General features: G+C 70.3%; 23 protein-coding genes. 15 read left to right on the top strand and 8 right to left on the bottom strand.

Annotated features, from left to right (window positions below; all coding sequences use genetic code 11):
- The first annotated feature begins 141 nt into the window (after nt 1-141).
- Both ACIQRW_RS17785 and ACIQRW_RS17780 read left to right on the top strand, forming a co-directional pair.
- Nucleotides 142-459: a DUF3618 domain-containing protein gene (locus tag ACIQRW_RS17785; protein ID WP_403760856.1), complete on the top strand. Its 318-nt coding sequence runs from the start codon at nt 142-144 to the stop codon at nt 457-459.
- An 80-nt stretch (nt 460-539) separates the two neighbouring features.
- The gene (locus ACIQRW_RS17780; protein WP_403760853.1) at nt 540-914 is read left to right on the top strand and encodes a GroES family chaperonin; all 375 of its coding nucleotides are present in this window, start codon (nt 540-542) and stop codon (nt 912-914) included.
- Between the two features lie 147 nt (nt 915-1061).
- Here ACIQRW_RS17780 and ACIQRW_RS17775 read toward each other — a convergent pair whose 3' ends face one another.
- The gene (locus tag ACIQRW_RS17775) at nt 1062-3410 is read right to left on the bottom strand and encodes a transglycosylase domain-containing protein (protein ID WP_403760850.1); all 2349 of its coding nucleotides are present in this window, start codon (nt 3408-3410) and stop codon (nt 1062-1064) included.
- A gap of 209 nt (nt 3411-3619) precedes the next feature.
- Between ACIQRW_RS17775 and ACIQRW_RS17770 the strand changes: the two genes are divergently transcribed.
- The 4 genes from ACIQRW_RS17770 (at nt 3620) to ACIQRW_RS17755 (ending at nt 7304) form a co-directional block, all read left to right on the top strand.
- The gene (locus ACIQRW_RS17770; RefSeq protein ID WP_403760846.1) at nt 3620-4420 is read left to right on the top strand and encodes an ABC transporter permease; all 801 of its coding nucleotides are present in this window, start codon (nt 3620-3622) and stop codon (nt 4418-4420) included.
- On the top strand, nt 4413-5300 hold the full coding sequence (locus ACIQRW_RS17765) for an ABC transporter permease (RefSeq protein WP_403760843.1): 888 nt from the start codon (nt 4413-4415) through the stop codon (nt 5298-5300). Before ACIQRW_RS17770 ends, ACIQRW_RS17765 begins: the two co-directional genes overlap by 8 nt.
- A gap of 30 nt (nt 5301-5330) precedes the next feature.
- On the top strand, nt 5331-6473 hold the full coding sequence (locus ACIQRW_RS17760) for an ATP-binding cassette domain-containing protein (RefSeq protein ID WP_403760840.1): 1143 nt from the start codon (nt 5331-5333) through the stop codon (nt 6471-6473).
- Nucleotides 6474-6578: 105 nt separating this feature from the next.
- Complete coding sequence (locus tag ACIQRW_RS17755) at nt 6579-7304, top strand: DUF1707 domain-containing protein (RefSeq protein ID WP_403761070.1); 726 nt, start codon at nt 6579-6581, stop codon at nt 7302-7304.
- Nucleotides 7305-7336: 32 nt separating this feature from the next.
- On the opposite strand, the gene ACIQRW_RS17750 is transcribed toward ACIQRW_RS17755, so the two are convergent.
- Nucleotides 7337-8584 (bottom strand): SGNH/GDSL hydrolase family protein, encoded by a 1248-nt coding sequence (locus ACIQRW_RS17750; RefSeq protein ID WP_403760837.1) that lies wholly within the window; start codon nt 8582-8584, stop codon nt 7337-7339.
- Nucleotides 8585-8726: 142 nt separating this feature from the next.
- On the opposite strand from ACIQRW_RS17750, the gene ACIQRW_RS17745 reads away from it, so the two are divergent.
- The 3 genes from ACIQRW_RS17745 (at nt 8727) to ACIQRW_RS17735 (ending at nt 11771) form a co-directional block, all read left to right on the top strand.
- Entirely contained in the window at nt 8727-10148 is a 1422-nt protein-coding gene (locus ACIQRW_RS17745) for a DUF445 domain-containing protein (RefSeq protein ID WP_403760835.1), read from the top strand.
- Between the two features lie 90 nt (nt 10149-10238).
- Entirely contained in the window at nt 10239-11063 is an 825-nt protein-coding gene (locus ACIQRW_RS17740) for an alpha/beta fold hydrolase (RefSeq protein ID WP_403760832.1), read from the top strand.
- Between the two features lie 207 nt (nt 11064-11270).
- Nucleotides 11271-11771 carry a hypothetical protein gene (locus tag ACIQRW_RS17735; protein ID WP_403760829.1) on the top strand — a complete coding sequence of 167 codons (501 nt, stop codon included), beginning with the start codon at nt 11271-11273 and terminating at the stop codon, nt 11769-11771.
- Between the two features lie 224 nt (nt 11772-11995).
- Here the strand turns inward: ACIQRW_RS17735 and ACIQRW_RS17730 are convergent, their stop codons facing one another.
- A complete protein-coding gene (locus ACIQRW_RS17730; protein ID WP_403760826.1) occupies nt 11996-12874 on the bottom strand; it encodes an excalibur calcium-binding domain-containing protein in 879 nt (292 codons plus the stop codon).
- A 275-nt stretch (nt 12875-13149) separates the two neighbouring features.
- On the opposite strand from ACIQRW_RS17730, the gene ACIQRW_RS17725 reads away from it, so the two are divergent.
- Entirely contained in the window at nt 13150-14154 is a 1005-nt protein-coding gene (locus tag ACIQRW_RS17725) for a phosphotransferase family protein (protein WP_403760823.1), read from the top strand.
- Between the two features lie 122 nt (nt 14155-14276).
- Here ACIQRW_RS17725 and ACIQRW_RS17720 read toward each other — a convergent pair whose 3' ends face one another.
- Nucleotides 14277-15638: a DUF1254 domain-containing protein gene (locus ACIQRW_RS17720; protein WP_403760820.1), complete on the bottom strand. Its 1362-nt coding sequence runs from the start codon at nt 15636-15638 to the stop codon at nt 14277-14279.
- A 218-nt stretch (nt 15639-15856) separates the two neighbouring features.
- Here ACIQRW_RS17720 and ACIQRW_RS17715 point away from each other — a divergent pair, with 218 nt between their 5' ends.
- Nucleotides 15857-16534: a GAP family protein gene (locus ACIQRW_RS17715; RefSeq protein ID WP_403760818.1), complete on the top strand. Its 678-nt coding sequence runs from the start codon at nt 15857-15859 to the stop codon at nt 16532-16534.
- Between the two features lie 178 nt (nt 16535-16712).
- Nucleotides 16713-17354 (top strand): nucleotidyltransferase domain-containing protein, encoded by a 642-nt coding sequence (locus tag ACIQRW_RS17710; RefSeq protein ID WP_403760815.1) that lies wholly within the window; start codon nt 16713-16715, stop codon nt 17352-17354.
- A gap of 1377 nt (nt 17355-18731) precedes the next feature.
- Here ACIQRW_RS17710 and ACIQRW_RS17705 read toward each other — a convergent pair.
- Nucleotides 18732-19604: an endonuclease/exonuclease/phosphatase family protein gene (locus ACIQRW_RS17705; RefSeq protein ID WP_403761067.1), complete on the bottom strand. Its 873-nt coding sequence runs from the start codon at nt 19602-19604 to the stop codon at nt 18732-18734.
- A 396-nt stretch (nt 19605-20000) separates the two neighbouring features.
- Here ACIQRW_RS17705 and ACIQRW_RS17700 point away from each other — a divergent pair, with 396 nt between their 5' ends.
- Genes ACIQRW_RS17700 through ACIQRW_RS17690 form a run of 3 tightly spaced genes read left to right on the top strand, consistent with a single transcriptional unit; the run spans nt 20001 to nt 22733 of the window.
- The gene (locus tag ACIQRW_RS17700) at nt 20001-20396 is read left to right on the top strand and encodes a hypothetical protein (protein ID WP_403760812.1); all 396 of its coding nucleotides are present in this window, start codon (nt 20001-20003) and stop codon (nt 20394-20396) included.
- A gap of 8 nt (nt 20397-20404) precedes the next feature.
- Entirely contained in the window at nt 20405-22234 is a 1830-nt protein-coding gene (locus ACIQRW_RS17695; RefSeq protein WP_403760809.1) for an alpha/beta hydrolase, read from the top strand.
- Nucleotides 22227-22733, top strand: coding sequence for a hypothetical protein (locus tag ACIQRW_RS17690; RefSeq protein WP_403760807.1), 507 nt, complete (start codon nt 22227-22229; stop codon nt 22731-22733). The genes ACIQRW_RS17695 and ACIQRW_RS17690 overlap by 8 nt, the downstream gene beginning before the upstream one ends.
- 209 nt (nt 22734-22942) lie before the next feature.
- Here the strand turns inward: ACIQRW_RS17690 and ACIQRW_RS17685 are convergent, their stop codons facing one another.
- The 3 genes from ACIQRW_RS17685 to ACIQRW_RS17675 all read right to left on the bottom strand — a co-directional run bounded on the left by ACIQRW_RS17685 (nt 22943) and on the right by ACIQRW_RS17675 (nt 24660).
- Nucleotides 22943-23842, bottom strand: a complete 900-nt coding sequence (locus tag ACIQRW_RS17685; RefSeq protein WP_403760804.1) for a JmjC domain-containing protein — start codon at nt 23840-23842, stop codon at nt 22943-22945.
- 41 nt (nt 23843-23883) lie between these two features.
- Nucleotides 23884-24333, bottom strand: coding sequence for a hypothetical protein (locus ACIQRW_RS17680; RefSeq protein WP_403760801.1), 450 nt, complete (start codon nt 24331-24333; stop codon nt 23884-23886).
- 90 nt (nt 24334-24423) lie between these two features.
- Nucleotides 24424-24660 carry a DUF397 domain-containing protein gene (locus ACIQRW_RS17675; RefSeq protein WP_403760798.1) on the bottom strand — a complete coding sequence of 79 codons (237 nt, stop codon included), beginning with the start codon at nt 24658-24660 and terminating at the stop codon, nt 24424-24426.
- Nucleotides 24661-25438: the final 778 nt, after the last annotated feature.

The raw sequence follows: 25438 nt of genomic DNA, 5'->3' as shown, positions 1-25438 counted from the left end.
TGGTTCTCCTCGGGTGGTGCGCGGGTCGGACGGGACCGAGGGTAATAGGGGTGCCGCCGGGTGTGCGGGGGTTCGAGCTGACAGACTGTCGATGAAGGTTCAGACGAAGGTTTACCGGACGACGACCACGGAGGCGGCGCAGTGTCGGATGCCAGGACCCCTGCGCAGATCGAGGCGGACATCATCAGCAGGCGCGAGCAGCTCGCTGTGGTGCTCGACGAGATCGGGGTGCGGGTACACCCGAAGACGATCATCGGAGACGCCAAGGCGAAGGCGGCCCAGTCCGTGGACCGGACGGCCGGCCGTGCCTTCGTCGCGGTGAACCGTTCGGTGTCGGAGGTGAAGGCGCAGTTCGTCGCGGAGGACGGCTCTCCGCGGCTGGAGCGGGTGATTCCCGCGGCTCTGCTGGTGGTCGGCGTGGTGGGGCTGCTCACCGTGTCCAGGCGTCGCCGGAAGTGACCGGCGGCGGTCGGTACGCGTCCGGGGGCGTTCGGCACCCGGAGGCGTACGGTCCGGGGCCCGGCAGGTAGGTTGCGGGCGTGAGCGACAACACCCACGAGGGCCATCGCGGCGCCACCGGCTCCGCCGACGACGACAAGCTGCCCATCCGGATGCTGCACGACCGGGTGCTGGTGCGGAACGACGCGTCCGAGGGTGAGCGGCGCTCCGGCGGTGGCATCCTGATTCCGGCGACGGCCGCGGTGGGCCGGCGTCTCGCCTGGGCCGCCGTCGTCGCGGTCGGTCAGAACGTGCGGACGGTGGAGCCCGGCGACCGGGTGCTGTACGACCCCGAGGACCGTGCCGAGGTCGAGGTGCGGGGCGTGGCGTACGTCCTGATGCGGGAGCGCGATCTGCACGCGGTGGCCGCCGACCGGTTCGAGGGTTCGGTGGATTCGACCGGGTTGTATCTGTAGGAGCTGTGCTGTTCAGGGCCTGGTGACCGGTGCCACCAGGGCCTTTCCTCGTCTTGCCACGGTGGGACGATCCCGTACGGGCTCCGGTCGTGGCGGGTGGTTGCCCGTGGGGCCGGGGCCGGGGCCGTGGCCGCCCTCGACGAAGCCTCAGCCGCCCCTGCTGTCACCGTTCCCTCCGCTGTCGCCCTCACCGCCGGTGCCGCCGGTGCTCCCTGTTTCTCCGGAGCCGCCGTTGGCGCCGGCGGTGCCGTTCGTTCCGCTGTTCGCTCCGCCGTCCGTGCCGCCCGTCCCGCCGGTGTCCGTGCCGGACGTGGGCGGGCTGCTGCCGGCCGGGTCGCTCTCCGTGGCGCCGGAGGGGCCGGTGGTGGGTTCCGGCGAGGAGGACGGGTCCGTGCTGCCGTCGGGGTTCTCGTCGACGGGGGGTTCGTCCTCCTCGTCGGAGCCGGGTGCCGTCTCCAGGTCGAACTCCTGGGCGGGGGAGGAGCGCAGCGCCGCTTCCGTATAGGCGGCCCAGGTCTCGGCCGGGGCGCCGCCGCCGTTGACGCGGGGCAGGCCGAGGGCTCCGTACAGCGAGGTCTGGGCGCCCGTCTTCGGGTTCTGGCCCATGACGGCGACGACGGTCGCGAGGTCCGGGGTGTACCCGGCGAACCAGGCGGCCCGGTCCTCCTCCGCGGTGCCGGTCTTGCCCACGGCGGGGCGGCCCACGGCCTGGGCCGCCGTGCCGGTGCCGCCCTCCACGACGCTGCGCAGTACGGCGGTGGTGGTGTCGGCGGCCTCGCGGCTGACGGCCTGGTCGGTCGTGCGCGCGGGCAGATCGATCTCCGTGCCGTCCTTGGTGACCTTCTCGACGAGGACGTGACGGCCGTGCCGGCCGTGGTCGGCGAGGGTGGCGTACGCCTCGGTCATGTCCAGGACGCTGGCGTTGGCGGTGCCGAGCGCGATGGAGGGGGAGGCGGTGAGGTCGGGGGTGTCGGTGGGGATGCCGAGGGCGACCGCGGTGTCCCGGACCTTTCCGGGGCCGACGTCCTGGGCCATCTGCGCGTAGACGGAGTTGACGGACTTGTCGGTGGCGGTGCGCACGGTGATGTCGCCGTAGTCGACGTCGTCCTCGTTGGCGGGGGCGTAGTCGGTGGGGCCCTGCACGCCGACGACCATGCGTTTGTTGGAGCCGTCGTAGACGGTGTTGGGCGTGATGCGCCGGCCGTCCTGGGTGGTGGAGTCGTTGACGACGGCGGAGGTGAGGACGAACGGTTTGAAGACGGAGCCGACCTGGTAGTCGCGTCGGGTCGCGTTGCTGACGTACTGCTTCGTGTAGTCGATGCCGCCGTACAGGGCGACGACCTCGCCGGTGTCGGGGACGATCGAGGCCCCGCCGACGCGGACGTTGCGGTCGGCCTTGCGTTCGGCGCTGGTCCGGGACAACACGTTGGCGTCGACGGCCTTGACGAAGGCGTCCTGCTTGGCCTTGTCGAGGGTCGTGGTGATGCGGTAGCCGCCGGTGGCGAGGGTCTTCCCGTCGAGGATGCCGCGCCGGTCGAGGTGGTCCTCGACGGCCTGCACGATGTAGCCGCGCTGTCCCGAGAGCCCGGTCGACGGTTTGGCCTCGCCGGGGGTGGGGAACTCCGTCGTCCCCCGTTCGGCCGCATCCAGCCACCGCTCCTTGACCATGCCGTCCAGGACGTAGTTCCAGCGGTGTTGGGCGGCGGGTCTGTTGTCGGGGTGGGCGACGACGTCGTAGGCGCTGGGGGCGTTCAGGAGGGAGGCGAGGTAGGCGCCCTCGGCGGTGGTGAGGTCCTCGACGTTCTTGCTGTAGTACGCCTGGGCGGCGGCCTGGATGCCGTAGGCGTTGCGCCCGAAGTAGCTGGTGTTGAGGTAGCCCTCGAAGATCTGGTCCTTGGTCTCCTCGCGGTTGAGCTTGACCGCGATGAAGAACTCCTTGGCCTTGCGCAGGACGGTCCGCTCCTGGCCGAGGTAGTAGTTCTTCACGTACTGCTGGGTGATCGTCGAGCCGCCCTGCTTGCCCTTGCCGGTCACGGTGTTCCAGCCGGCCCGGGCCATCGCCTTCACGTCCACGGCGCGATCGGAGTAGAAGTCCCGGTCCTCGGCGGCCAGTACGGCGTGCTGGACGGTCGCGGGGACCTGGGAGAGCTTGACCTTCTCCCGGTTCACGTCGCCGTCCCGGGCGATGACGCTGCCGTCGCTGTAGAGGTAGACGTTGGACTGGGCGGTGGCCGCGGCGTTGGCGGCCGGGATGTCGACGAACTGGTATCCGGCGATGAATCCGCCGATGAGGAGGAGGGCGAGGCCCAGGACGGTGCCGAGCGTCATCCGCCAGGTGGGGATGGCACGCCGCCAGCCGGTGCGCCGCTTCCTGCCGTTGTTCCGGTTCTTCCGGTTCTTCCCGCTGTTCCCCGGCGGCTCTCCCTGGTGGCTCCCGGGTGCGGCCGCCGCGCCCGAGGGGTCGCGGGGGGCCCAGTGCTGTGACTCGTCGCTCATGTCCGTGGGGCTCCTCGGGCGTGGTCAGTTCTCCCATAGTGCCCGTTTCGTCAGGAAACCTTCGGTTATGCCCGGGTCGTTCCCTCCACCGGTCGTCACCGTCGTCCCGAAACACGGTCGCGAAAACACGGTCGCGGGGTCGGGACGCCTGCACTAGGCTCGGGCGCTTTGGTGTCGGGAGCCGGTGGTGCCGGGGGAGAGGGGACGACGTGCGGCTCTACGCGTTGGTGGCGGGGGGTGCGTTCCGGCGCTACGCCACCTACCGGACGGCCACGGCCGCGGGGGTGTTCACCAACACGGTCTTCGGCTTCATCGTGGCATACACCTACATCGCCCTGTGGGACGTACGTCCGCAGCTCGGCGGGTACGACACGTCCGAGGCGCTGACCTATGTCTGGCTCGGGCAGGCCCTGCTGATGGCCTGCGCCATGATGGGCGGCGGCTTCGAGGACGAGCTGACGGAGCGTATCCGTACGGGGGACATCGCCGTCGATCTTTACCGTCCCGTCGACCTCCAGCTGTGGTGGCTGGCGGGCGACCTGGGCCGGGCGGCGTTCCATCTGCTGGGGCGCGGGGTCGTGCCGATGTTCCTCGGGGCGCTCGCCTTCGATCTGGCGCTCCCGGGATCGCCGTGGACCTGGCCGGCGTTCTTCGTCTCGGTGTTCCTGGGCGTGGTGGTCAGCTTCGCGATGCGCTTTCTGGTCGCGCTGTCGGCGTTCTGGCTGATGGACGGGGCGGGCGCGATGCGGATCGTGTCGTTGGCCGGGCTGTTCTTCTCCGGGATGCTGCTGCCGCTGAACCTGTTCCCCGGACTGCTGGGAGAGGTGGCGCGGGCGCTGCCGTGGTCCTCGCTGCTCCAGGTCCCGGCCGATGTGTTCCTCGGCAAGCACACGGGGTGGGGGCTGGTGGAGGCGTACGCGTTCCAGGGCGGCTGGGCGGTGGTGCTGCTGCTGGCGGGCCGTCTGCTCCAGACCGCGGCGACCAGGAGGGTGGTGGTGCAGGGTGGCTGAGAACCTGGTGGGGACGGACGAGAAGGCCGGGGTGCCGGAGGTGCCGGAGGCGTTCCCGTTCCCGGAGCACTCCCGGCTGCTGGAGGGCGTGCGGGCGTACGGGCTGATCATGGCGATGTGGGTGCGCTCGACGATGGCGTACCGGGCCTCGTTCGCCATGACGGTGTTCGGGGACTTCGCGGTGACGGCCTTCGACTTCGTGACGATCCTGCTGATGTTCTCGCACGTCGACGCCCTGGGCGGCTACACGTTGCAGGAGATCGCCCTGCTGTACGGGGTGTCGGCCACCGCGTTCGGGCTGTGCGACCTGCTGCTGGGGTCGATGGACCGGGTGGGCCGCCGGGTCCGGGACGGCACGTTCGACACCCTGCTGGTGCGGCCGGTCCCGGTGCTGGCGCAGGTCGCGGCGGACCGGTTCGCGCTGCGCCGGCTGGGGCGGATCACGCAGGGGCTGCTGGTCCTCGGCTACGCGCTGGTCTCCCTGGACATCGCGTGGACGCCGCTGAAGGTGCTGATGCTGCCGATGATGGTGGTGAGCGGCGCGGCGATCTTCGGCGCGATCTTCGTCGCGGGGGCGGCGTTCCAGTTCGTCGCGCAGGACGCCTCGGAGGTGCAGAACTCCTTCACGTACGGCGGGACGACGCTGCTCCAGTACCCGCCCACGATCTTCGCGAAGGACCTCGTGCGCGGGGTGACGTTCGTGGTGCCGCTGGCCTTCGTCAGCTGGCTGCCAGCCCTGTACGTGCTGGACCGGGAGTACCCGGTCGACCTGCCGGAGTGGGTGGCGTTCCTGCCGCCGCTGGTGGCGGTGGCCTGCTGGGGGCTGGCGGGGATCGCGTGGCGGGCGGGGCTGCGGGCGTACCGGAGCACGGGCAGTTGAGCGGGAACGATCACGGAGGAGGGTACGGGCATGGGTGACGGTACGGGTACGGGCACGGGCACGGGCACAGGTACGGGCACAGGCACAGGTGTGGGCGCGACCACGGCCACGACCACGGCCACGGCCACGAGCACGAGCACGACCACGAGCACGACCGCGGCCACGGCTACGACCACGGGCATCCACGGCGTCGGCGACGGTTTCATCACTCTCGACGGCGTCGAGAAGGTCTTCCAGGTCCGCCGCCGCACCGGACTGCTGCGCCGCGAGCGCCGCGAGGTGCGGGCGGTGGACGGAATCAGCTTCCAGGTGGCCCGCGGCGAGATGGTCGGCTACATCGGCCCGAACGGGGCCGGGAAGTCGACCACGATCAAGATGCTGACGGGCATCCTCACCCCGAGCGGCGGCCGGCTGCGGGTCGCGGGCATCGACCCCTCCCGCGAGCGTACGCGCCTGGCGCACCGCATCGGTGTCGTCTTCGGCCAGCGGACCACCCTCTGGTGGGACCTGCCGCTGCGCGACTCGTACCGGCTGATGCACCGCATGTACCGGATCCCCGACCGGCGTTACCGGGAGAACCTGGACCGCTGCGTCGAACTCCTCGACCTGGGCGAGCTGTTGGACGTCCCCGTACGGCAGTTGTCGCTGGGGCAGCGGATGCGCGGCGACATCGCGGCGGCGTTGCTGCACGATCCGGAGGTGCTCTATCTGGACGAGCCGACGATCGGCCTCGATGTGATCTCCAAGGCCAAGGTGCGGCAGTTCCTGAAGGAGTTGAACACCGAGCGCGGGACGACGGTCCTGCTGACGACGCACGACCTCACCGACATCGAGCAGTTGTGCAACCGGGTGATGGTGATCGACCACGGCCGTCTGATGTACGACGGTTCGCTGGCGGGCCTCCACGAGGTGGGGGAGAGCGAGCGCATGCTCGTGGTGGACCTGGAGAGCGAACTCCCCCCGATCGTCCTGGAGTCGGAGACGGCGGGCGGTGGGCCGGCGCTGCGGGCGGTCAAGGTGGAGGGCCCGCGCCAGTGGCTGGCGTTCCCCGCCGCCGCGTCGGCCGCCCCGCTGGTGGCGCGGATCGCCGCGGACTACCCGCTGATCGACCTGTCGGTACGGGAACCGGACATCGAGGCCGTGATCGCCAGGATGTACGAGTCCGCGCCGTGACGGGCACTCCCCCGGAGCGGCGCGCGCAGGTCATGGGCCTGCATGTCTGTGCCGGGAACGGGTGCGTTCAATAGGCTGCGCGGTATGACAAGTGAGAGTCCGGAAATGCGCGCCTCCGATGCCGAGCGTGAGCGGATCGCGGAGCTGCTGCGCGAGGCGGTGGCCGAGGGCCGACTGGACATGGACGAGTTCGACCAGCGCCTCGAAACGGCCTACAAGGCCCGCACGCACGGAGAGTTGGAGCCGTTGGTCCAGGACCTTCCGGCACCGGGCTCGGTGGTCGCTCCGGTGGGCTCGTCCGCGCCCGCCCCGCTGCGGGGCCCCGCGGCGAACTGGCCCGCGAGGATCGGCGGCAACGCCACCTCGAAGGGGGCGTTCGCCCTGTGGGGCGGCTTCAACCGGAAGGGCCGCTGGACGGTCGGCCGGATGTTCACCGCGTTCGCGATGTGGGGCGGCGGCGAGATCGATCTGCGCGAGGCGAACTTCGAGGACCGCGAGACCGTCATCCGCTGTATCACCATCATGGGCGGCATCCATGTGACCGCGCCGCCCGAGCTGAACGTCGATGTCAGGGGCGTCGGCATCATGGGCGGCTTCGGGGAGGGCTCCAACGAGGAGGGCGAGCCCGCCCCGGACGCCCCGTACGTGCGGATCACCGGCTTCGCCCTGATGGGCGGCGTCGGCGTGGACCGCAAGCGGACGAAGGCGGAGCGCCGCCGGCTGAAGGAGGCGAAAGAGGCCGAACGGGAGGCGCGCCGCCGGCGCGAGCTGGAGGGCCCGGACGGCGGCCCGGACGGCGGCCTGGACAGCGGTGGCCGCAAGGAACTCTGAGGGGCCGGGGACCCGAGCGGCCCCTCAGCGCCTCACAGCGCGTCGGACCGGGGTGCGCCGGCCCGGTCCAGAACCTTCAGGTCCAGCCGGTCGCCGAGCGCGCGGTACCCGTCGTCGTTGAGGTGCAGATGGTCACCGGAGTCGTACGGAGCGAGGATCCGGTTCGGTGCGGCGGGGTCGCGTACCGCCGCGTCGAAGTCCACGTACGCGTCGAAGACCGTGCCCGCCCGGATCTGCTCGTTGACCGCCTGGCGCACGGCGTTGCGCTGGGGTGTCCAGGTGGCGAAGCCCTCGAACGGGGTCAGCGTCGCGCCGACGACCGTGAGCCCGCGCGCGTGCGCCCGGTCGGTGAGGGCGCGCAGGCTGTCCACGATCCGCTGGGGGTCGGCCTCCTGGGGGTGCTGCTGTACGTCGTTGATGCCGAGCGCCACGACGACCGTCCGGGCCCCGGCGACCGCCAGGACGTCGCGGTCGAGCCGGTCGGTGCCCGACTGGCCCCCGGTGCCGCGGCCGATGCCCACGACCCGGTTGCCCGCGATGCCCGCGTTGGCGACTCCGTACCGGCCGCCCAGCCGGTCGGCGAGGACGTCGGTCCAGCGGGCGTTGGCGTCGGTGGTGGAGCCGCTGCCCGCGGTCAGGGAGTCCCCGAAGGCGACGATCGCGCCGCGCGCGCTCTCGCTGCGGACGTCCACGGCGGTCAGATAGCGCCAGTGGGTGGTGCTCCAAGTGCCGCGTTCGTCGATCAGGTACGAGGTCTGGTGCGTGTTGGGGTGGTAGGTGACCGGCCCGCCCGCCCGCGGGGTGCGGAAGCCGACCTGGAGGTCGGAGTCGGGGGCCACGGGCACCACGACCGGGTCGCTGATGACCTGTCCGCCCGCCGCGACGGTGACGGCGGCCGAGCCCTTGAACGTCACCGGCCGGGTGTTGACGGTGGCCTGGTCGACGACCAGGGGGCCCGTGCCGAAGAGGTTCGACAGGGTTATCCGGGCGACCTCTCCGCCGATGCTGGTGTGCACGACGTTACGGATGGTGCGCCCGGGGAGCCCGTCCTCGGTGCCCGGTTCGGCGCGGACGGGCGCGGCGGCCCAGGTGGCGACCCACCTGCCGCCCGAGGTCGCGGGGTCGACCGGGTTACGGGCCGCCGCCTGGGTCTCGGCGGGCGGGAGCGGTGTCGACCGGGGGCCGAAGAGCAGCGTCGTACCGAAGGCGACGGCGGCGGCGAGCACGGCTGTGCCCGCCACTAGGGCGATGAGCAGGGCATACCCCTGGCGCCTGGGCATGTGCGGTGTTTCTCCTTGTGATGATCGTGCTGGTCCCATGATGCGACAGGCCGTCGGGAACTCGACGTGCGGCCCGGGAGTAGGGGAGGTAGGGACAATGCGTACGTCACGGGGGCGAGGCGCACGCGGACGGGTGGAGCGGATGGAACGGACCGGATCCGGCGAGCAGGAGCAGGGCGAGGACGCGGTGCAGAAGTCGGAGCAGTCGGAGCGGGCGGCGCTGCCGCCGGCACAGGCACAGGCGCAGGCACAGGGGAAGGCGCAGGAGCAGGGACCGAGGGCGGGTGCGGGCCCGCTGGCCTCGTTCGCGTACACCGCCGCCGACGAGGAGAAGCAGCGCGGCGTACGGCGCATGAAACTCACGGCCACCGGCCTCCTTCTGCTCGTCGCGCTCGTCTACGTCCTGGCCACCTGGGCGAAGAACTCAGGCGTGGGGGGCTGGCCGGGCTACGTCGCGGCGGCTGCCGAGGCGGGGATGGTGGGCGCGTTGGCGGACTGGTTCGCCGTCACGGCGCTCTTCCGGCGCCCGCTCGGCCTGCCCATTCCGCACACAGCCATCATCCCCACCAAGAAGGATCAGCTGGGACAGTCACTCGGTTCCTTCGTTGGCGAGAACTTTCTCTCCGGAGACGTCATTCGTGACCGAATTCACGCTCTGGGGGTCGGCCGGAGGCTCGGTGTGTGGCTCGCGGAGCCGGCCCACGCCGACCGGGTCACCGCGGAGCTGGCGACGGCCCTGCGCGGCGCGCTCACGGTCCTTCGGGATTCCGATGTGCAGGCGGTGGTCGGCGAGGCCATCACCCGGCGCGCGGACGCGGCGGAGGTCGGGCCGGGCCTCGGCAAGATGCTGGAGAAGGTCGTCACGGACGGCGGTCACCGCAAGGTCGTCGACCTCGTCTGCGTCCGGGCGCACGACTGGCTGGTGGAGCACGGCGACTCGGTGATGAACGCGGTGCAGGGCGGAGCCCCCGGCTGGACCCCGCGGTTCGTCGACAAGCGGGTGGGGGAGCGGGTCTACAAGGAACTGCTGCGGTTCGTCACGGAGATGCGGGACATGCCGGAGCACCCGGCGCGCGGCTCCATCGACACGTTCCTGACCGACTTCGCGTCCGACCTCCAGAGCGACGCCGACACCCGGGTCCGGGTGGAGCGGTTGAAGTCGGAGATCCTGGGCCGCGCCGAGGTCCAGGACGTCATCGCCTCGGCCTGGTCGTCCGTCCGGACGATGATCCTCTCGGCGGCGGAGGACGAGCGCAGCGAACTGCGGCTGCGGGCGCGCGCCTCGCTGATGTCGCTGGGTGCGCGGCTGTCGAGCGACGAACGGCTCCAGGGCAAGCTGGACGGCTGGCTGGAGGACGCCGCGGTGTACGTCGTGACGACGTACCGCGCGGAGATCACCTCGCTGATCAGCGAGACGGTGGCCGGCTGGGACGCGGACCAGACCTCGAAGAAGATCGAGGCGCACATCGGCCGCGACCTCCAGTTCATCCGGATCAACGGCACGGTGGTCGGCGCGCTGGCGGGCCTGGCGATCTACACGGTGTCGCACACGCTGAGCGGCTGAGCGGCTGAGCGGCTGACCGGTCCGCCGGCCCGCGCTCGGCGGTGGGGTCGGGCCGGCGAGCCGGACCGAGGGGGACGGGGGAGGTGTCGGGTGGGAGCGGTCACGACGACGGTGACGGTCGAGGACGGGGAAGCGGCGGGCGGATCCGGCCCCGTACGCCTCTCCTGCACCGACCACGGCGGCGAGGGCCCGCCCCTCCTGCTGCTGCACGGCCTGGCCGGTCATTCCGGTGAGTGGGAGGCGTTGGCCGCCCGGTTCGCGTCCACGCACCGGGTGATCGCCTTCGACGCCCGGGGCAGCGGGGCGAGTACCCGCCGCCCCGGGGACGTGACGCGGGCGGCGCACGTCCGCGATGTCCTGGCGGTCGCGCACCGGTTCGGACTGGCGGGGGAGGACACGGTGCTGGCCGGCCAGTCGATGGGCGGCCTCACCGCGCTGCTGACGGCGGCGGCCCACCCGGAGGTGTGCCGCGCGCTGGTCCTGATCGAGGCGGGTCCGGCGGGGCCGAGCCCCCGACTGCCGGAACAGATCGGTGGCTGGCTCGACTCGTGGCCGGTTCCGTTCCCGGACGCGGGGGCGGCCGAGGCGTTCTTCGGCGGCGGGCCCGCGGGCCGGGCCTGGGCGGCGGGGCTCGTGCCGGGCCCCGGCGGGCTGCACCCCCGGGTCGACCGGGACGTTATGGTCGCCACGGTCCAGGAGAACGCGCACCGGCACTACTGGGACGACTGGGGCAAGGTGCGCTGCCCGGTGCTCGTGGTACGGGGCGAAAACGGCGCGATGAAGCCGGACGAGGCGGACCGGATGCGGGCCCGGCACCCCGGGACGCGGATCGGCGTGATCCCGGGAGCCGGCCACGACGCCCACCTGGACAACACGGCTGCGGTGTACGGGGAGATGGCGGCCTTCCTCGCGTAACCGCTCGTAACTGCTCCTGTCCGATCGGACAGTTGCGTGGGTGAGGTCGGGCCGCGGTGCCCTATGCGGGCCAGGTAAGGTCTGGACTCTTCGCACGAGGGGGGTCTCATGCTGTTCCGTAACGCTGCCCGCACCACCGCCGGTTCGGGTGACCGTGTCGGCGCTCACCGTCCGGTCCGAACCGGTCTGCGTACAGGGGCACTTGCCGTGGTCGTGGCCGCGGCGCTGGTGTCGTGTACCCAGGCGTCGAGCGGCGGCGGACCCGGTGGGGACGTCCCGGCCGCGTCCGCGGAACCGGCGGCGGACCAGGAGCGGATCGCGGAGGACACCGAGAACGCGGACCAGGCCGAGCGGGACGCCGCCGAGGAGGAGCCCACCGCCGTGCCCACGCCCGGCCCCGCGCTGGTCCGCGACGCCTTCGCGACACTCCAGGCGACGCTCGACGACACCTGCACCCCGGGCGCGGGCGACTGCGCCTACTTCCTCGGCCGGGTCACCCAGGAACTCACCGAGCTGGACGAGTCGATGCGGGCGGACGCCAAGGGCCCCGGCCACTTCGAGCAGCCGCTCGCCGACATGAAGGTCCTGTTCGGCAAGCTGGGCGACGACCGGTCCGAGGCACACCTGGAGAAGCACTTCTCGGAGATCGTCGGCACCCGTGACGGCATCAACACCTGGATGCAGGACCACCCCGACGACTACCGCTGACAGGAACCACCGGTTCCGCCGGTTCCACCGATCCTGCCGGTCCTGCCGGCCCCACGAGTCCCGCCGGTCCTGCCGGGTCCGCCGGGTCCGCCGGTCCGCCGGGCCTGCCGGGCCCACCGCACTCACCGGATCGGCCGGACGCCTCCGACCGCCCCGCCGGAACACGAGAACGTGCGCCATCCGCCCCGCCCGGCCGTCTCCCAGCCCCCGCCCGGGTGCGGCGGTTACTCGCAGCCGACGCCGTCCCCGTCACGGTCCAAGTGCCGCCCGTAGCCGGGGTCCCCGGTCCGGATGGGCGCGGCGCCCGCGTTCCGTACGGCGGTGCAGTTCGCGTAGGAGACGCTGCCACCCCCACCCCCACCACTCGTACCGCTCCCGTCGGAGGAGGAGGAAGAGGAGGAGGACGAGGACGACTCGCCCCACGGCTCGCACCCCACGCCGTCGCCGTCGCGGTCCAGGTGGGGTGCGTAGCCGGGATCGCCCTCCTCGACGGGAGCGGCCCCGGCGGCGCGTGCGGCGTCGCAGTTCTCGTAGGACGCGGGTGCCGGGTCCTTCGCCTCCGGGGCGGGGTTCGAGGCATTCGAGGCGGGAGTCGGAGTCGTTTCAGCGGCGGCCGCGGTGACGGTGATGCGGACGACGGCGGTGGCGGCGGGGACGTCGGTGCCCTTCACGAGGACCTCGTACGTGAGCTTGTCCTCGCCGGTGTACCCGTCCCCGGCGGTGTACGTGACCGTGGTCCCGGACACCGATGCGGAACCGTGGTCGGGCTCGGTGTCGATGCTCAGGGTCAGTTCGGCGGGGTCGTAGGTGTGGAGCAGGGCGGCCCGGTCCCCGTTCTCCAGGGTGACGGAGTCGTTGTCGAGGACGTCCACGTCCAGGCTGTTGCCCGCGTCCATGCTCTCCTCGTCGTCCATGAGTGCCAGCGCCCGATCCACGGAGGCCGCAGAACCGGCCGACGCGGCAACCTTCCCGCCCTGGCCGTCCGCGGTGCCGTCGTCGCCTCCGCACCCCGTCAGGACCAGCGCGAGCGCGCCCGCTCCGGCCGATATCCGTATGCGGAGGAACCCGCGCCTGGGCCGCCGTGACTGCTTCCTCGTCTGCATGTGTTGCCCCCAAGGCCGAACTCTGTGCTGTGGAGCAGCCGATGCTCGCAGCGCGCCCGGGCGTACATCAGGGGCATGTCGGAAGCGAAGCGGAATTGTGATGAGGGCGTGCACAAAGCGTGGAGGGGCGGTCGGAGGGGCGCGAGAGGTGAAGGGAGGAGCCGAGGTGCGGGAGCGAGGGGGTGACGGGCAAGGGTTACGGGCGAGCGTGACGGCAGCGGGCGGAGCCGACCACCCGCCCCGGTCCTTCACGGAAGGCCACTACGGTGTCCCGTATGAAGGACCGCCCGCCCGATATCGACGAGACCGTCCTGGCCGCCACCCTCGGGGCCTGGGGCATCGAACCCGTCCTGCTCACCCACGCCCCGGTCGGCTTCGGCGACCACCACTGGGTCGCGGCCGACGCGGAAGGACGGCGGACCTTCGTCACGGTGGCCGACCTCGCGCACAAGCCGCACTGCGGCCGCGACGCGGCCGAGGCGTGGACGGGCCTGAGCCGTGCCATGAACACGGCGGCGACGCTCGAATCAACGCTGGGTGAGACGGCGTTGGTGCCACCACTGCGCACCGGCGGTGGCGATACGCTGCTCCGCCTGACCGACCGTTACGCCGTGAGCGTGTTCCCGTACGTCGACGCGCCCACCGGCCACTTCGGCCAGGTGCTGGACCCCGGGGCGCGGGGGGTGCTGGTGGAACGCCTGGCCCAACTGCACAGCACACGACCTCCGTTGAAGACGCCGTTGCATGACCCGGCGCTGTCGGGCCGCGCGGCGATCGGAGCGGCGCTGGCCGACCCGCAGCGCTTCCGCGCGGATGCGGGCCCGTACGCGCAACGCTGCCAAGCCCTGTTGTCCACCAACTACGGCGCACTGCAAGCCACGTTGGCCCATTTCGACAGCGGCACGGCAAGGCTCGTGGCCGACGCGTCGGCATCTCCCGCCGCCGCCTCCGTGGTCACCCACGGCGAACCCCACCCCGGCAACGTCCTGGACCCCGGAGGCCGCACGCTCCTGGTCGACTGGGACACCGTCGCCCTCGCACCGCCGGAGCGCGACCTCTGGCTCGCCACCGACGCCCCGGAGGACCTGTCCCGCTACGCCGAACTCACCGGCCACCGCCCGGACCCGGAGCTGCTCGCGTACTACGAACTCCGCTGGGCCCTGGACGACATGGCCGCCGCGCTCGACATCTTCGGCACACGGCACCCGGACACGGCCGACACGCGGCAGGCGTGGGAGGGCCTGGTCGACGCGGTGACCGCGCTGGCGGAGAAGGGCTGAGGGCGACGGCGGATCAACAGCAGGATTTCGGCACGCACAGTCCCGCCGGCGTAGCTTGAGGCGGGATGGGGCCGACCGGATGCGCGGCCCGGGCGGCCACGGGAGGGGAGGGCGGTGGAGGGTCAGCGGTCGACGCGGACGACGGCCGGGGGTGCGTAGCGGCCGGTGAGGATGTCGGGGGTGGGCAGGTACTGGCGCAGGATGAGGCGGAACAGGACGCCGGGTTCGGTGGTGGGGAGCCAGTTGGACTCCTTGTCCTGGCCGGGGTTCTCGCGCTGGAGGTAGAGGGTGAGGGAGCCGTCGGGGCCGTAGGTGAGGCCCTTGGTGAGGCTGCCGAGGTGGTAGCGGCCGATCGGGTTCTCGACGAGAAAGCCCTGCGGGTTGAGGTACATGGTCACCGACCAGAAGGCGTCCACGGGCGGGAAGTCGTCGGGGCCGAAGCGCAGTTCGTAGCGGTGCTCGCCGGAGAGCGGGTCGCCGTCGCCGTCGAGGATGGCGCCGATGTAGTACGCCTCCTTCGCGCTGTTGGCGAGCAGGCCGATCTGGGCGATCTCCAGGCGGGAGAAGTAGTCGGTGCCCCAGTCGCCGATGGTGTCGACGTCGACCATCACCCAGCCGTTGCGGGACGGCCCGGCGAACGGCATGTCCGCGTACAGGTCGCGCAGCCCGTCGGCGACGGCCCGCCGCAGGCCGTCGACGGCCGCGGGGTGGAGCCGGGAGGGATCGAAGGGGTGGTGCGGGGTGATGCCGATGCGGGCGAGCAGGCCGAGGACGCCGGCGTCGGCGGCCGGGGGCGGGCTCGCGCTGAGACAGTCGGCGAGCATCCGGTAGAAGTCCAGCGGGTCGCCGCTCTCACCCCGCCAGTCGCGGGCGGGCGGATGGGCCGAGGGGTCGGGCTCGGGGGCGGCCGGGTCGGCGGGGCGCAGGGCGATCCGCTTCTGCAGGGCCACGGCGGCGGGGACGTCGTCGTCGAGGATCGTGACGCGGGCCAGGAGGCAGACCAGGGGAGTGGGGGCGGCGATGACCCGGGTGATGCCGTCGGGGACGGTGCCGCGCCAGCCGGGCCCGGCCAGCAGGTAGTCGCCGCCGGTGGTGTCGCCCATGCGCGTACCGACGTAGCCGAAGCTGTTGGTGTACATGTCCAGGAGCTGGACGGTGAAGTAGCGGTCGGTGACGGGCGGGACGGTGAGGACCACCGCACCGCCGGACAGGGCGACGAAGGTGCGCGAGTACGGAGCGTCGACGATCGGCGTGACGAAGTAGGTGTCCTTCGGCTCCGCGCGGCGCGGGGTGTGGTGGATCTCGTTGATCGCGCCGAGGTGCGTCGGGGCGGATGTGTCGACGTGCCACTCCCACAGGCTGCGGTGCATCTCCAGGAGCGGGAAGCCGTAGCGGAAGGCCGCCATGCCGAGCCAGTACCCCTCGTCGGCCCGCGCGGTCTCGTGGGCCGTGGCGATCTGCTGCTTCAACGTCTGCGCGTCCATGCGGACTCCGATCCGGTACACCAGGAGAGGGCACAAGCGCTTACAACGGTCATCGCGTTCCGCTATGTCCGCAACCGCTCCGGGGGACCGTGGGGTGGCAGGGGAGGGGCGTCACCCGTTCGGCCCCGCCTCCATTGCGGCCCCCCGGGCCGACGGAAAGGCTCGTGCACACCGCCTGCCGTGGCGGGTGGAGCGGGGCCGGTGCGGAGGAGGCTGCGATGGGTGACGCCGTCGGACAGATGCTGGCGTCGGCGGTGGGCATCGCCATCAGCCCCTTGCCGCTGATCGCGGTGGTGTTGATGCTCGCCACCCCGCGCGGCAAGACCAACGGTACGGCGTTCACGCTGGGCTGGATGCTCACCCTCGGAGTGGTCACCACCGTGGTCGTCCTCGTCGGCTCGGGCGCCGGCGCCGACGACGCGGGCACACCCGCCGACTGGACGTACTGGCTCAAGCTCGCCCTCGGTGTGCTCTTCCTGCTCATGGGCGCCAAGCAGTGGAAGGACCGCCCCAGGGAGGGACAGGAGCACACGCTGCCCGGCTGGATGCGGGCGATCGACCGCTTCACCCCGGGGAAGGCGGCCGGCCTCGCGGCCCTGCTGTCCGGTGCCAACCCGAAGAACCTCGTCCTCGCGATCGGCGGCGCGGCCTCCATCGCGAGCAGTCCGGCCGGCGTCGGCGGCAAGGCCGCCGCCGGCGTCCTGTTCGTCCTGATCGGCTCGGCCTGCGTCCTGTTGCCCCTGCTCGTGTACGCCTTCGGCGGCAGCAGGTCGGCCGCGGTGCTCGGCGGCTGGAAAGCGTGGATGGGCGAGCACAACAGCGCGATCATGACGGTGGTCCTCACCGTGCTCGGCGCCAAGTACATGGGAGACGCGATCAGCGGACTCGCCTCGTGAGTTTTCCCGCTCATCGCGCGGACGAAAGCCGAGCCTCGGCCCGCCGAAGCCCGCCGACGTCGGCTCGCTGACCTCCCGTACCGTCCTCATGGTCACATCCCCCCAGCTGATTCCGCTCGTCCCATGAGTCGGTGACAGTGAAGGCCAGGGCGTGGACGGCCGCTGATAGCTTCTTGCGATGAGCGAGCGACTGCCGAGCGGCGGCACCGAACTGTCACCCGACGAGTTCGAGGCCCTCGACGCCAGGTGGTCGTCCAGTTGGACTCCGGGCGAGGTCGCGCGGCGACTGGCCGGGGTCAGCGTGCCCTGGTGTGTGGCGGCAGGCTGGGCGCTGGACCTGTTCCGGGGCGCACAGACGCGCGTTCACGGGGACATCGAGATCGCGATTCCGGAAGCAGGCTTTCCCGAGGTCCGCAGCCGCTTCCCCGGATACGTCTTCGACGCGGCGGGCAGCGGCCGGATCTGGGAGGACGCCCCGCCGAAGACACTGGCCGCCGTCCACCAGACATGGCTCCGCGATCCGGCCACCGGCCATTACCTGCTCGACGTGTTCCGGGAACCGCACGACGGCGACACCTGGATCTGTCGGCGGGACGAGGCGATCCGGCTCCCGTACCGCGAGATCATCCACCACACCCCGGACGGCATTCCGTATCTGGCGCCCGAACTCGTGCTCCTGTTCAAGGCCAAGCACGCCCGACCAAAAGACCAGAGGGACTTCGACGCGACCGTCCCGCATCTGACCCGGGCGCAGCGCGCGACCCTGGCGGAGCTGCTGGCCCGCGTACACCCGGGGCACGCCTGGCTCACGGATCTGTAGCAGGGGTCGGCCGGTGCAACAGCGCACACGGGTAGTCCGGTTGTGAACCGGGTGGTGAGCGGGGGCGCACTTTTCGCGGACGTCGTAGCCAGCCGAAACCGTGCGATAGCGTGACGGCGAAATCACGCTCTGTGCGCGCACGTAGGCGGGCATAGAGCGGCCCCCGGAGGTGCGCGAACACCCACCCGAGGGCCTAACACCCCCAGTGGCAGGAGCCCACTAGAAATGCTGCGTCATGTTATCGCGCCCTCTTCGGGCTGGACCAAGGCCCCGCACACGGTCGTACGCGACCGGCGGATGAACAGCGATGCGAAGATCCTCCTCCTGTACGTCCAGGGCCTCCCCGACTCTGCCACGGCACGCCCGCTCGGCGAGCTGGCACGGAAACTGGAGATGAAGGGGCGCCCGTACCAAGCTGCCAAGAAGCAACTGATGGAGCACGGTTACGTCCACGAGTGGCGGGCCCAGGCCGATGGCGGACGCTGGACGACGGAGCAGCTGTTCACGAACACGCCGCTGACGAGCGCCGAGGCGAGGATCGTGCGGGCGACGCTGGAGCCGGACGGCAGGCGCTCGCCTGGAGTGGCGGTTGCCGTTCCGCCGCCGGGTAAGCGGAATCCGACGGTCGGCGGACCGACCTCCCGGACGGCCGGTGGCTATGAACCGGAGGAAGACCACAGTGATAAGACCACTCCCCACCCACCCTCCGAAGCGGAACGACCGGAGCAGCGCCGAGCGCAACCGGAACCGAGGCCGGAGCCGGAACCGACACGGGAACCGGAACCGGAACTGACACGGGAGCCGACACCGGAACGGACACGGGAACTCCCACCCGCAGCGGCCGATTCCACCTCGGCACCCCGCACTGCCCCGGCATCCCACACTGCTCCGGCCCCCCACCCCGCTTCCCGACTGGCCAAGGCGGAACAGCTGCTGCTGTCGCTGCGCCACACGCACCGCGACCTGTTGCTGGGCGTGGGGGAGGCGCGCGGGCTGGCGGTGGAGGCGGTGAAGTGGCTGGAGGGCGGCTTGTCGGAAGGGGATGTACGGCACGCGCTCCTGGCCGCCAGGCCCGAGGAGGGGGTGCACTCGGCGGTGGGCTTCCTGCGCCACCGCTTGATCCACAAATGCCCGGTGACCCCGCTGCCGGCCCCGCCGCCCCCGCCGCCCGTCAGGGAGCTGATCGCCTGCGCGGGCGAGGGGGAGGAGCACGTCTTCCGCCCGCTGGGCGACGAGACGCTGTGCGCGGACTGCCGGAGGGCGGCGGCGTACGCGAGCTGGATGGTCGACACGGACACGTACGACTTCCCCGAGGACATGACCTGGAGGCAACGCGTCGAGGCGGTACGGAGGGCGGACGCGCTCCGAGCCGCGAACTCACCCCAGGACGACGCGGGCGGCGACGGGCAGATGGTCGCTGCCGGTGGCGGGCAGGGTGCGGATGTGGCCGACGGTGGCGGAGCGGGCCATGACCTGATCGATCCGGGCCAGCGGGAGGGAGGCGGGGAAGCTGAAGGCGAAGCCCCGCTCGGCCACGTTCAGGCGTGAGGTGAGAGGGTCCAGCCCCCGGTCCTCCACGGCCCCGTTGAGATCCCCGAGCAGAATCACCGTATCGACGGCCTCGGCGGCGATGGCACGCCCGAGCAACTCGGCACTCTCGTCTCTCCGTTCGGACGCGAGCCCACCCGCCCCGACCCGGACGGAGGGCAGATGGGCGACGTACGCCGCGACGTCCCCGTACGGCGAATCGACGACGGCACGGACGCCACGGCTCCACCCTTCCGCGATGCTCGGGGGCTTGATGTCGACGACCCGCTCCCCGCTGAGCGGGTATTTGGACCAGAGCCCGACGGTGCCCCGGACGACATGATGCGGATAGTCCGCGGCGAGAGCCTTCTCGTACACGGACAGCTGCGGGACCACCAGCTCCTCCAGCGCGACGAGATCGGCCCCGGCCTCGATCAGGGCCCGGGCGGTCGCCGCCGGATCACGGTTCTCGTCGCTGACGTTGTGCTGTACGACGACGAGCTCCCGCCCACCGCCTTCCGCACCGGGCAGGAGCAGCCCACCGAAGAGATGCACCCACACCCCCACGGGGAGCAGCACCGCCACCAGCGCGACGGCGGACCGTCGCACCAGGGCGAGCACCAGCAACAGAACGATGATCACGCCGGCCCACGGCAGGAAGGACTCCAGCAGACTCCCGACCCGTCCGACACCGTTGGGCACACCCCGGTGAAAAGCCATCATCCCGGCCAGCACCACGGCAAGCACGGCGAGGACGCGTCCCCGTCGGCCGTCTCCCGCTCCAGGAACTTCCTCCCCCGTCACCGACGCCACACCGGGGCCTGCCTGCTCCACCATGTCTTTTCCATCCGCTTGGTCCCGCTTACAGGACGAGTGACCGGGCGAACAGGGTTCCTGCCTCCCCTCGCGATCTGAAACAGGGAGCGGTGGAACAGGAGATCAGGGCCGCATTTGATTTGGCCCACGGCAGCCGGACATCATGTCGGCTCAACCCGAGGTGTCCGGGACACGGGACCACGGGGAACGGGGATATCGGGGACAGCGGGGAGAATTTCTACGGTGGCGTGGGGCGAATGGGAGCAAATCAAAGCTGACGTCGCGGTGAATGGTTCGGCGCACATGCAGCTGAACCAGGCCCCGGCGGAGGGCGGATCCACGGGCGGCGCGACTGCGGGCGATCTGAAGTCGAACAGGAAGACGTGGGTGAAGGCCGGTGAGGGAGTCACCGGTCTCAAGGGCGGCGTCGGCAAGGCGCTGGCCAAGCTGGCCGACGGGCAGTCGGGGCTGGGGGACACCGCCGGGTCGCAGAGCGCGGCGGCGCAGAAGGAGCTCTACGACTCCTGGAAGAAGTACGTGGGCGATGTGAGCGCCCGCTGTGAAGCGTTGGGTGGACTTCTGCGGGGAGCGGGCCACGATCTGTCGAAGTCCGACGAGGAGGCCAAGGCGGAGCTGGAGAAGCTCAAGGTGAAATACGAGGACACCGAGCCCGTCGGTGGCCAGGCGAAGGAGAAGTGAGCCCGGTCATGGACCTTGCGACACTCAAAGCCTTCAAGCCGTCGGAGTACGAAGAGGCCGCGGACGGCTATCGGACGACCGGTGATATGGCCTCCGAGGCCAAGGACGCGATCGACAACCGGATCAGTGTGGAACTCCGCAACCAGCTGGAGGGTGAAGCGGCGAAGGCAGCGGTCGAGGAACTCAAGAGCCTCTCGAAGAACTTCCATTACACGCAGACCGAGTGCGGCCTGGTGAGCACCGCGCTGAATGGCTTCGCCTTCGACATCGCGGTGGCCAAGCGCAAGCTGGAAGCGGCCATGGAGGACGCACGGGCCGACGGCTGCACGGTGAACGCGAACGGCTCCGTCTCGTATCCGGCGGGCAGGAAGCCCGGTGACGAGAAGACGGCGGACGGCGGGACGGTGACCGGGAGCGCGGGAGGCAGCCCGACATCCGACGCGCTGGAACGCCAGGCGATCAACATCCACCCGAACCCGTACTACGGCAGGGCGATGACCTACGCGAACCGGATCGCCGACGCCCTGGAAGAGGCCACGGAAGCGGATACGAAGTGGGCGCCGAAGCTGCGCGCACTGAAGGCCGACGACGACTTGACGGTCTCCGACCGGGACTGGGCGGACGCGCAGTCGGACACGGGCGGCGTCCGCGAGGCGGGCAAGGCCTACACCGACTCCCTGCCGGAGCCCCCGAAGAACGGCAGCCCGAAGGACAACGCGGCCTGGTGGAAGGGCCTCAACGCGGACGAGCAGTCGGCCCACCTGGCCTTGAACGCCGCTGCGGTCGGAGCGCTGGACGGGCTTCCCGCCGTGACCCGTGACGAGGCCAACCGCATGGTCTTCGCGGAGAAGCGCGGCGAGTACGAACAGGCCCTGAAGGCGATCCCGGCGGCGCCAACGAAGTACACGTACATCAACACCGCCAGAGGCCCGGTCAGGGTGCACTCCGACGAGTACATGGAGTGGGATGACAGATACAGCGACAGGAAAAGGGAGCTTGAGGGCTACCTCAAGGGGATGGACCAGATCCAGGACCGCTTCGACCGGACCGGCGTGCGCGGCCTCCCCGAGGCGTACCTGCTTGGCTACGACCCTGTGGGTCACTCTGACGGAAAAATCATCCTGGCGAACGGGAACCCTGACACCGCAGACCATACGGCCGTATATGTGCCGGGAACTAAAGCCAACATCGAGAAGATCGCTGAGGGCCCTGGCTTGGGTGACTTGGGTAGAAGCGAGAGGCTGTGGGCGGAAAGTGGAATGATGGCTCCCGATAAGAGCTTTTCCACTATCACTTGGCTCGACTACGACGCTCCCGACAAGGTAGTAGGCGAAGCCACTCGGGGGTCGTACGCAGAAGATGCCGGCCCGACGCTGCGCAGCTTTATGGAAGGAAACAAGGCCGCACATGAAGCCAACCCCGGAGACCCCGGCCACACGACGCTAATTGGGCACAGCTATGGAACCACTGTTGTGGGCGTTGCCGCCCAGTCGGACATCGGGCCGGTCGGGGAATTCGGGCCCACCCCACGGATCGCTGATGATGTGATCGTTGTTGGCAGTCCCGGCGTGCAGGCCGACCATGCGGCGGATCTAGGAGTCGGCGCCCAGCACGTGTGGGCCATGGGTGGCCCTGGGGACGACCAAATCGTCCGCCAAGGGGGCCGCTTGGTCGGACTCGGCGACAATCTGACGATCCCCACCGACGAAGGCTTCGGCGGGAACATCATGAAGAGCGACTCGGCTGATCATGGTGGGTTTTGGGATCCTGAATCAACCAGCCTCAGAAATCAAGCGGCCGTGATTGCGGGAAAATATGATCGAGTCCAGCATGACTAGCAAGACACGCAAGGCTGCAGCCTGCGTAACCCTCTTCTGCTCGCTTCTTTTGGGGTGTTCCGGGATGAACGAGAATGGCGCCGACGCTCCGGTGCGTGCCAGTTCCGAAGTGCAGGACGAGGTCGAGAAGGTTTCGAGCTCGATCCTGGAAATCCTTTCGCTGCAAGCGAAGATGACCGAAGCGGGTGCCATGATCTCTCCGTGTGAGGGAGGAACGGTTCGAGCACATCACCCCTGGGGCGTCTACGGGCCTCCCGCCGAGAAGCTGGAGGAAGCAATGGAAAGATTGCGAGGCCAGCTGCCCAAGAAGGGGTGGAAGATCGTAAAGGACGGCCCAGATGACAGTCAGGGGAAGAGTCCGCAAATTGTTGCCGATTCGGCCGATGGGAAATTCTCCGTCGATGCCCGTTTCCATGGCAGGCAGAGCGACGATCCGGCCCAACTTGAGGTCACCGTTCAATCAGCGTGCTTCCGCCCTGAGGCTGGATCCACGTCCTGAAGTTCCAGTCTGGGTGCGGACAGGGCGAACCCACTTCGCGAAGGGCAAGGCACCAAGCCTGAACCTGATGGTGGTGTCCGGCTGCTACCAGGTCCCGGACGGCGAGAAGGTCGACCGGTTCTGAGGATGCCGCAGTGACACCGGAGCGGCGTGAGGCAGCTCGTGCTGCGGTCACGCCGCCCGGTTCGGTCGGCTCCTCGTTCAGCGGATCAAGTGGTGTACTCCTTCTCCGATACGGCGGCTCGGACCAGGAACCGAGCGAAGTCGTCCACATCGAGACCGGCCAGGTGCTCGACCAGCGCGTGACGGACGTCCCGCACACGTTGGGGAAGCTGCTGCCCTGTGATCTCGCCGGGAAGGATGACGCGCCGGAAGGCGTCACTCTCGATCACACCGCCGACGAGCTTCTCCGCGACCCAGAGCGGCGTGCGTTCCCGGATCGCGAACGTCAGGTGGATGCTGCGGGCCTGCGCGTCGAGCGTATGAGGGTTGTGAACCCACCCTCTCGGCAGGAGCAGGGACTGACCCGGTTGGAGATCGACCTCCAGATCTGGGCCCGCGACCTCCCACTGCGGGACGAAGTCGGGGTCCCAGACGCGGAAGGATTCCTGGTACTCCCGCATCGGGGAGGGAAACATCGGGCGCCAGAGCTGCCACCGCTTGATGCCCGCGATCTGCACGATGACGGCCATCTGCTGGTCCCAGTGGTGGAGCAGACCCTGAGAGCCGGGTGGGGTCACGAAAGCGTGCAGGTAGTTGCTGTAGCCGGTCTCCCGCTGGATGCCGCGGGAGACGTCAGCCAGGAAAGGGACGACCCGCTGGAGGTTGCCGAGCCGGATCGTGTGCCCGTCCTCGTAGAGGCTCCGCAGCTTCGCCGGGTCGGTCCGGCCCGCCGTGCGGTGGCGGTCGGGGTGCAGCGCCGTGCCGTCACTCACGACGGCGATCTCGTCGGCGGGCACGCACCCGGTTTCCAGGTAGTGGTCGATGCTCTCCGGGGTGATCACACGGTCGAGCTCGCCGGCCTCGCGTTCGTACACGCATGGCTTGTCCGGCCAGGTGGTCAGGAGCGCTGTCACGCCCGGTTCGGGCAGTAAGAGGTTGAGTGACACGGATGGCTTCCTCGCTTCACGTCACCGAAGGGGTACGGAGGTCAGGCGGGCGGGAGGGGGCAGGGGAGCCTGGGATGGTGGTGGTTGAGGCAGCACACCACCGAGAAGGAGATCAGGCTCTGGGACTTGGTGTAGTGCACCCAGCAGACGTCGACCCCTCGGGGCAGCGAGTCCATCGCGTGCGCGATCTTGTGTTCGAGGGTGACGTAGGCGCGGCCGCCGTCGTCCCTCTCCGCAGGGGGATTCGCCTCGTACGTGCTCTTCAGCCAGGTGACGGCGCCCACCACACGGGTCCAGGTGCGGTCCGTAGCCGCCTGGTCCTGCCGCATGAGCCAGTGCCCGGTCATGAGGGGCGGCAGCGTCGAGGCGACGAAGGCCCGGGTCTGCTCGGAGTTCAGTTCCACACCCGGACGGCGTAGGGCCTCCTGGCCGTACGCGTCCCTGCTGCCGGTCCACGGACCGTATCCGTGCCAGTGTCCTGACCAGGTCATCTGCGCCCTTCGCTGGGGGAGACGGGCCGGTCCGGAGCCTGTCCGGTCCGGCCCACTGTGTGGTGCTTCGTGCTCAGGAAGGGAGCCAGATTAGAGCGTCAGACCCCTCGTCCTGACCCACCCGGTGGCGAAGTCGTCGAGCTCGGCCTCGGTGAAGCGCAGCTCCCTGCCCGCGGGCTTGCTGTCACGGATGACGAAGGAGGCCTCCGCCCCGGGGATCGCGGCGAGGCTCACGCAGGTCTCGTTGGAGCCGCCGGCGTTGCCGCCGCAGTAGATGGCGAAGGCATCGGCCGGCGGGATCGGCAGTGCGTAGAGGTTTCCGTTCATGGGAGGGTCCCTTCGGTGCTGATGTCGCGGAGATTCGGTCTCCGCACCGTCGTGCTCCTGGCCCCGCCCGGCTGCCGACCGTCCATGGAGACAGCCGGGCGGGAGTCTGTGAGGCTGATGGGGTGTGCTGTTCAGCCCTGCGGCGCGTGGAGGGGCGCGGTGCCTGGCTACCGGCCTGACCACACCGCCGCGATGATCGACGAGCCGATGGCGGCAAGGCAGACGACGTATCCGATCTGCCGGGCTCGCTCGCTCACCGCCCCGCGCCTCGCCCTCGCCCCGGAACCGGCCGTACAGGAAGGGGCGGTCGGGACGCGATCGCTCTTCCCGCATCATCGGCATCGTTCATCGCAGCGAGCTTCCGGAGAACCCGGGCCAGCGCGCGGACGTGGGAGTGGACCTCATGCGACAGGGCTTCCGGAGCCGGAGAGTTGTCGAGGAGGTGGGTGACCTCCAGGAGGTAGCCACGGTCAGTCCCACTCATGCCTCGCGCCCCGACCGACAGAGCGTCGGCGAGGGCTAACGCCCGGCCGCGCAAGGAAACTGCCGCGTCGTCGAGTTCCGCGCGGGTGGTCGTACCGAGCCGGAAGGCCAGTACGCGCCGCACCTCGTGCTCCGTGTCCACCTCCTCACCTGCCGATACCGCCCTGGGGCGGCCTGCGCCTGCGGCGCTGCCTGTCTTCATCACGTCGGTCACTAGGCATCTCCGCTCATGGCCGCTTTTGATCGCGTTCTGTGTAGAGATAACTGCGCGCCGTGCTCATCCCGGTACCGTTGG

Source organism: Streptomyces sp. NPDC091287 (assembly GCF_044768525.1).
In the GTDB taxonomy this organism is placed as follows: Bacteria; Actinomycetota; Actinomycetes; order Streptomycetales; family Streptomycetaceae; genus Streptomyces.
Note: the sequence above shows the minus strand (reverse complement) of the source record. Positions and strands in the feature narration are given on the sequence as shown.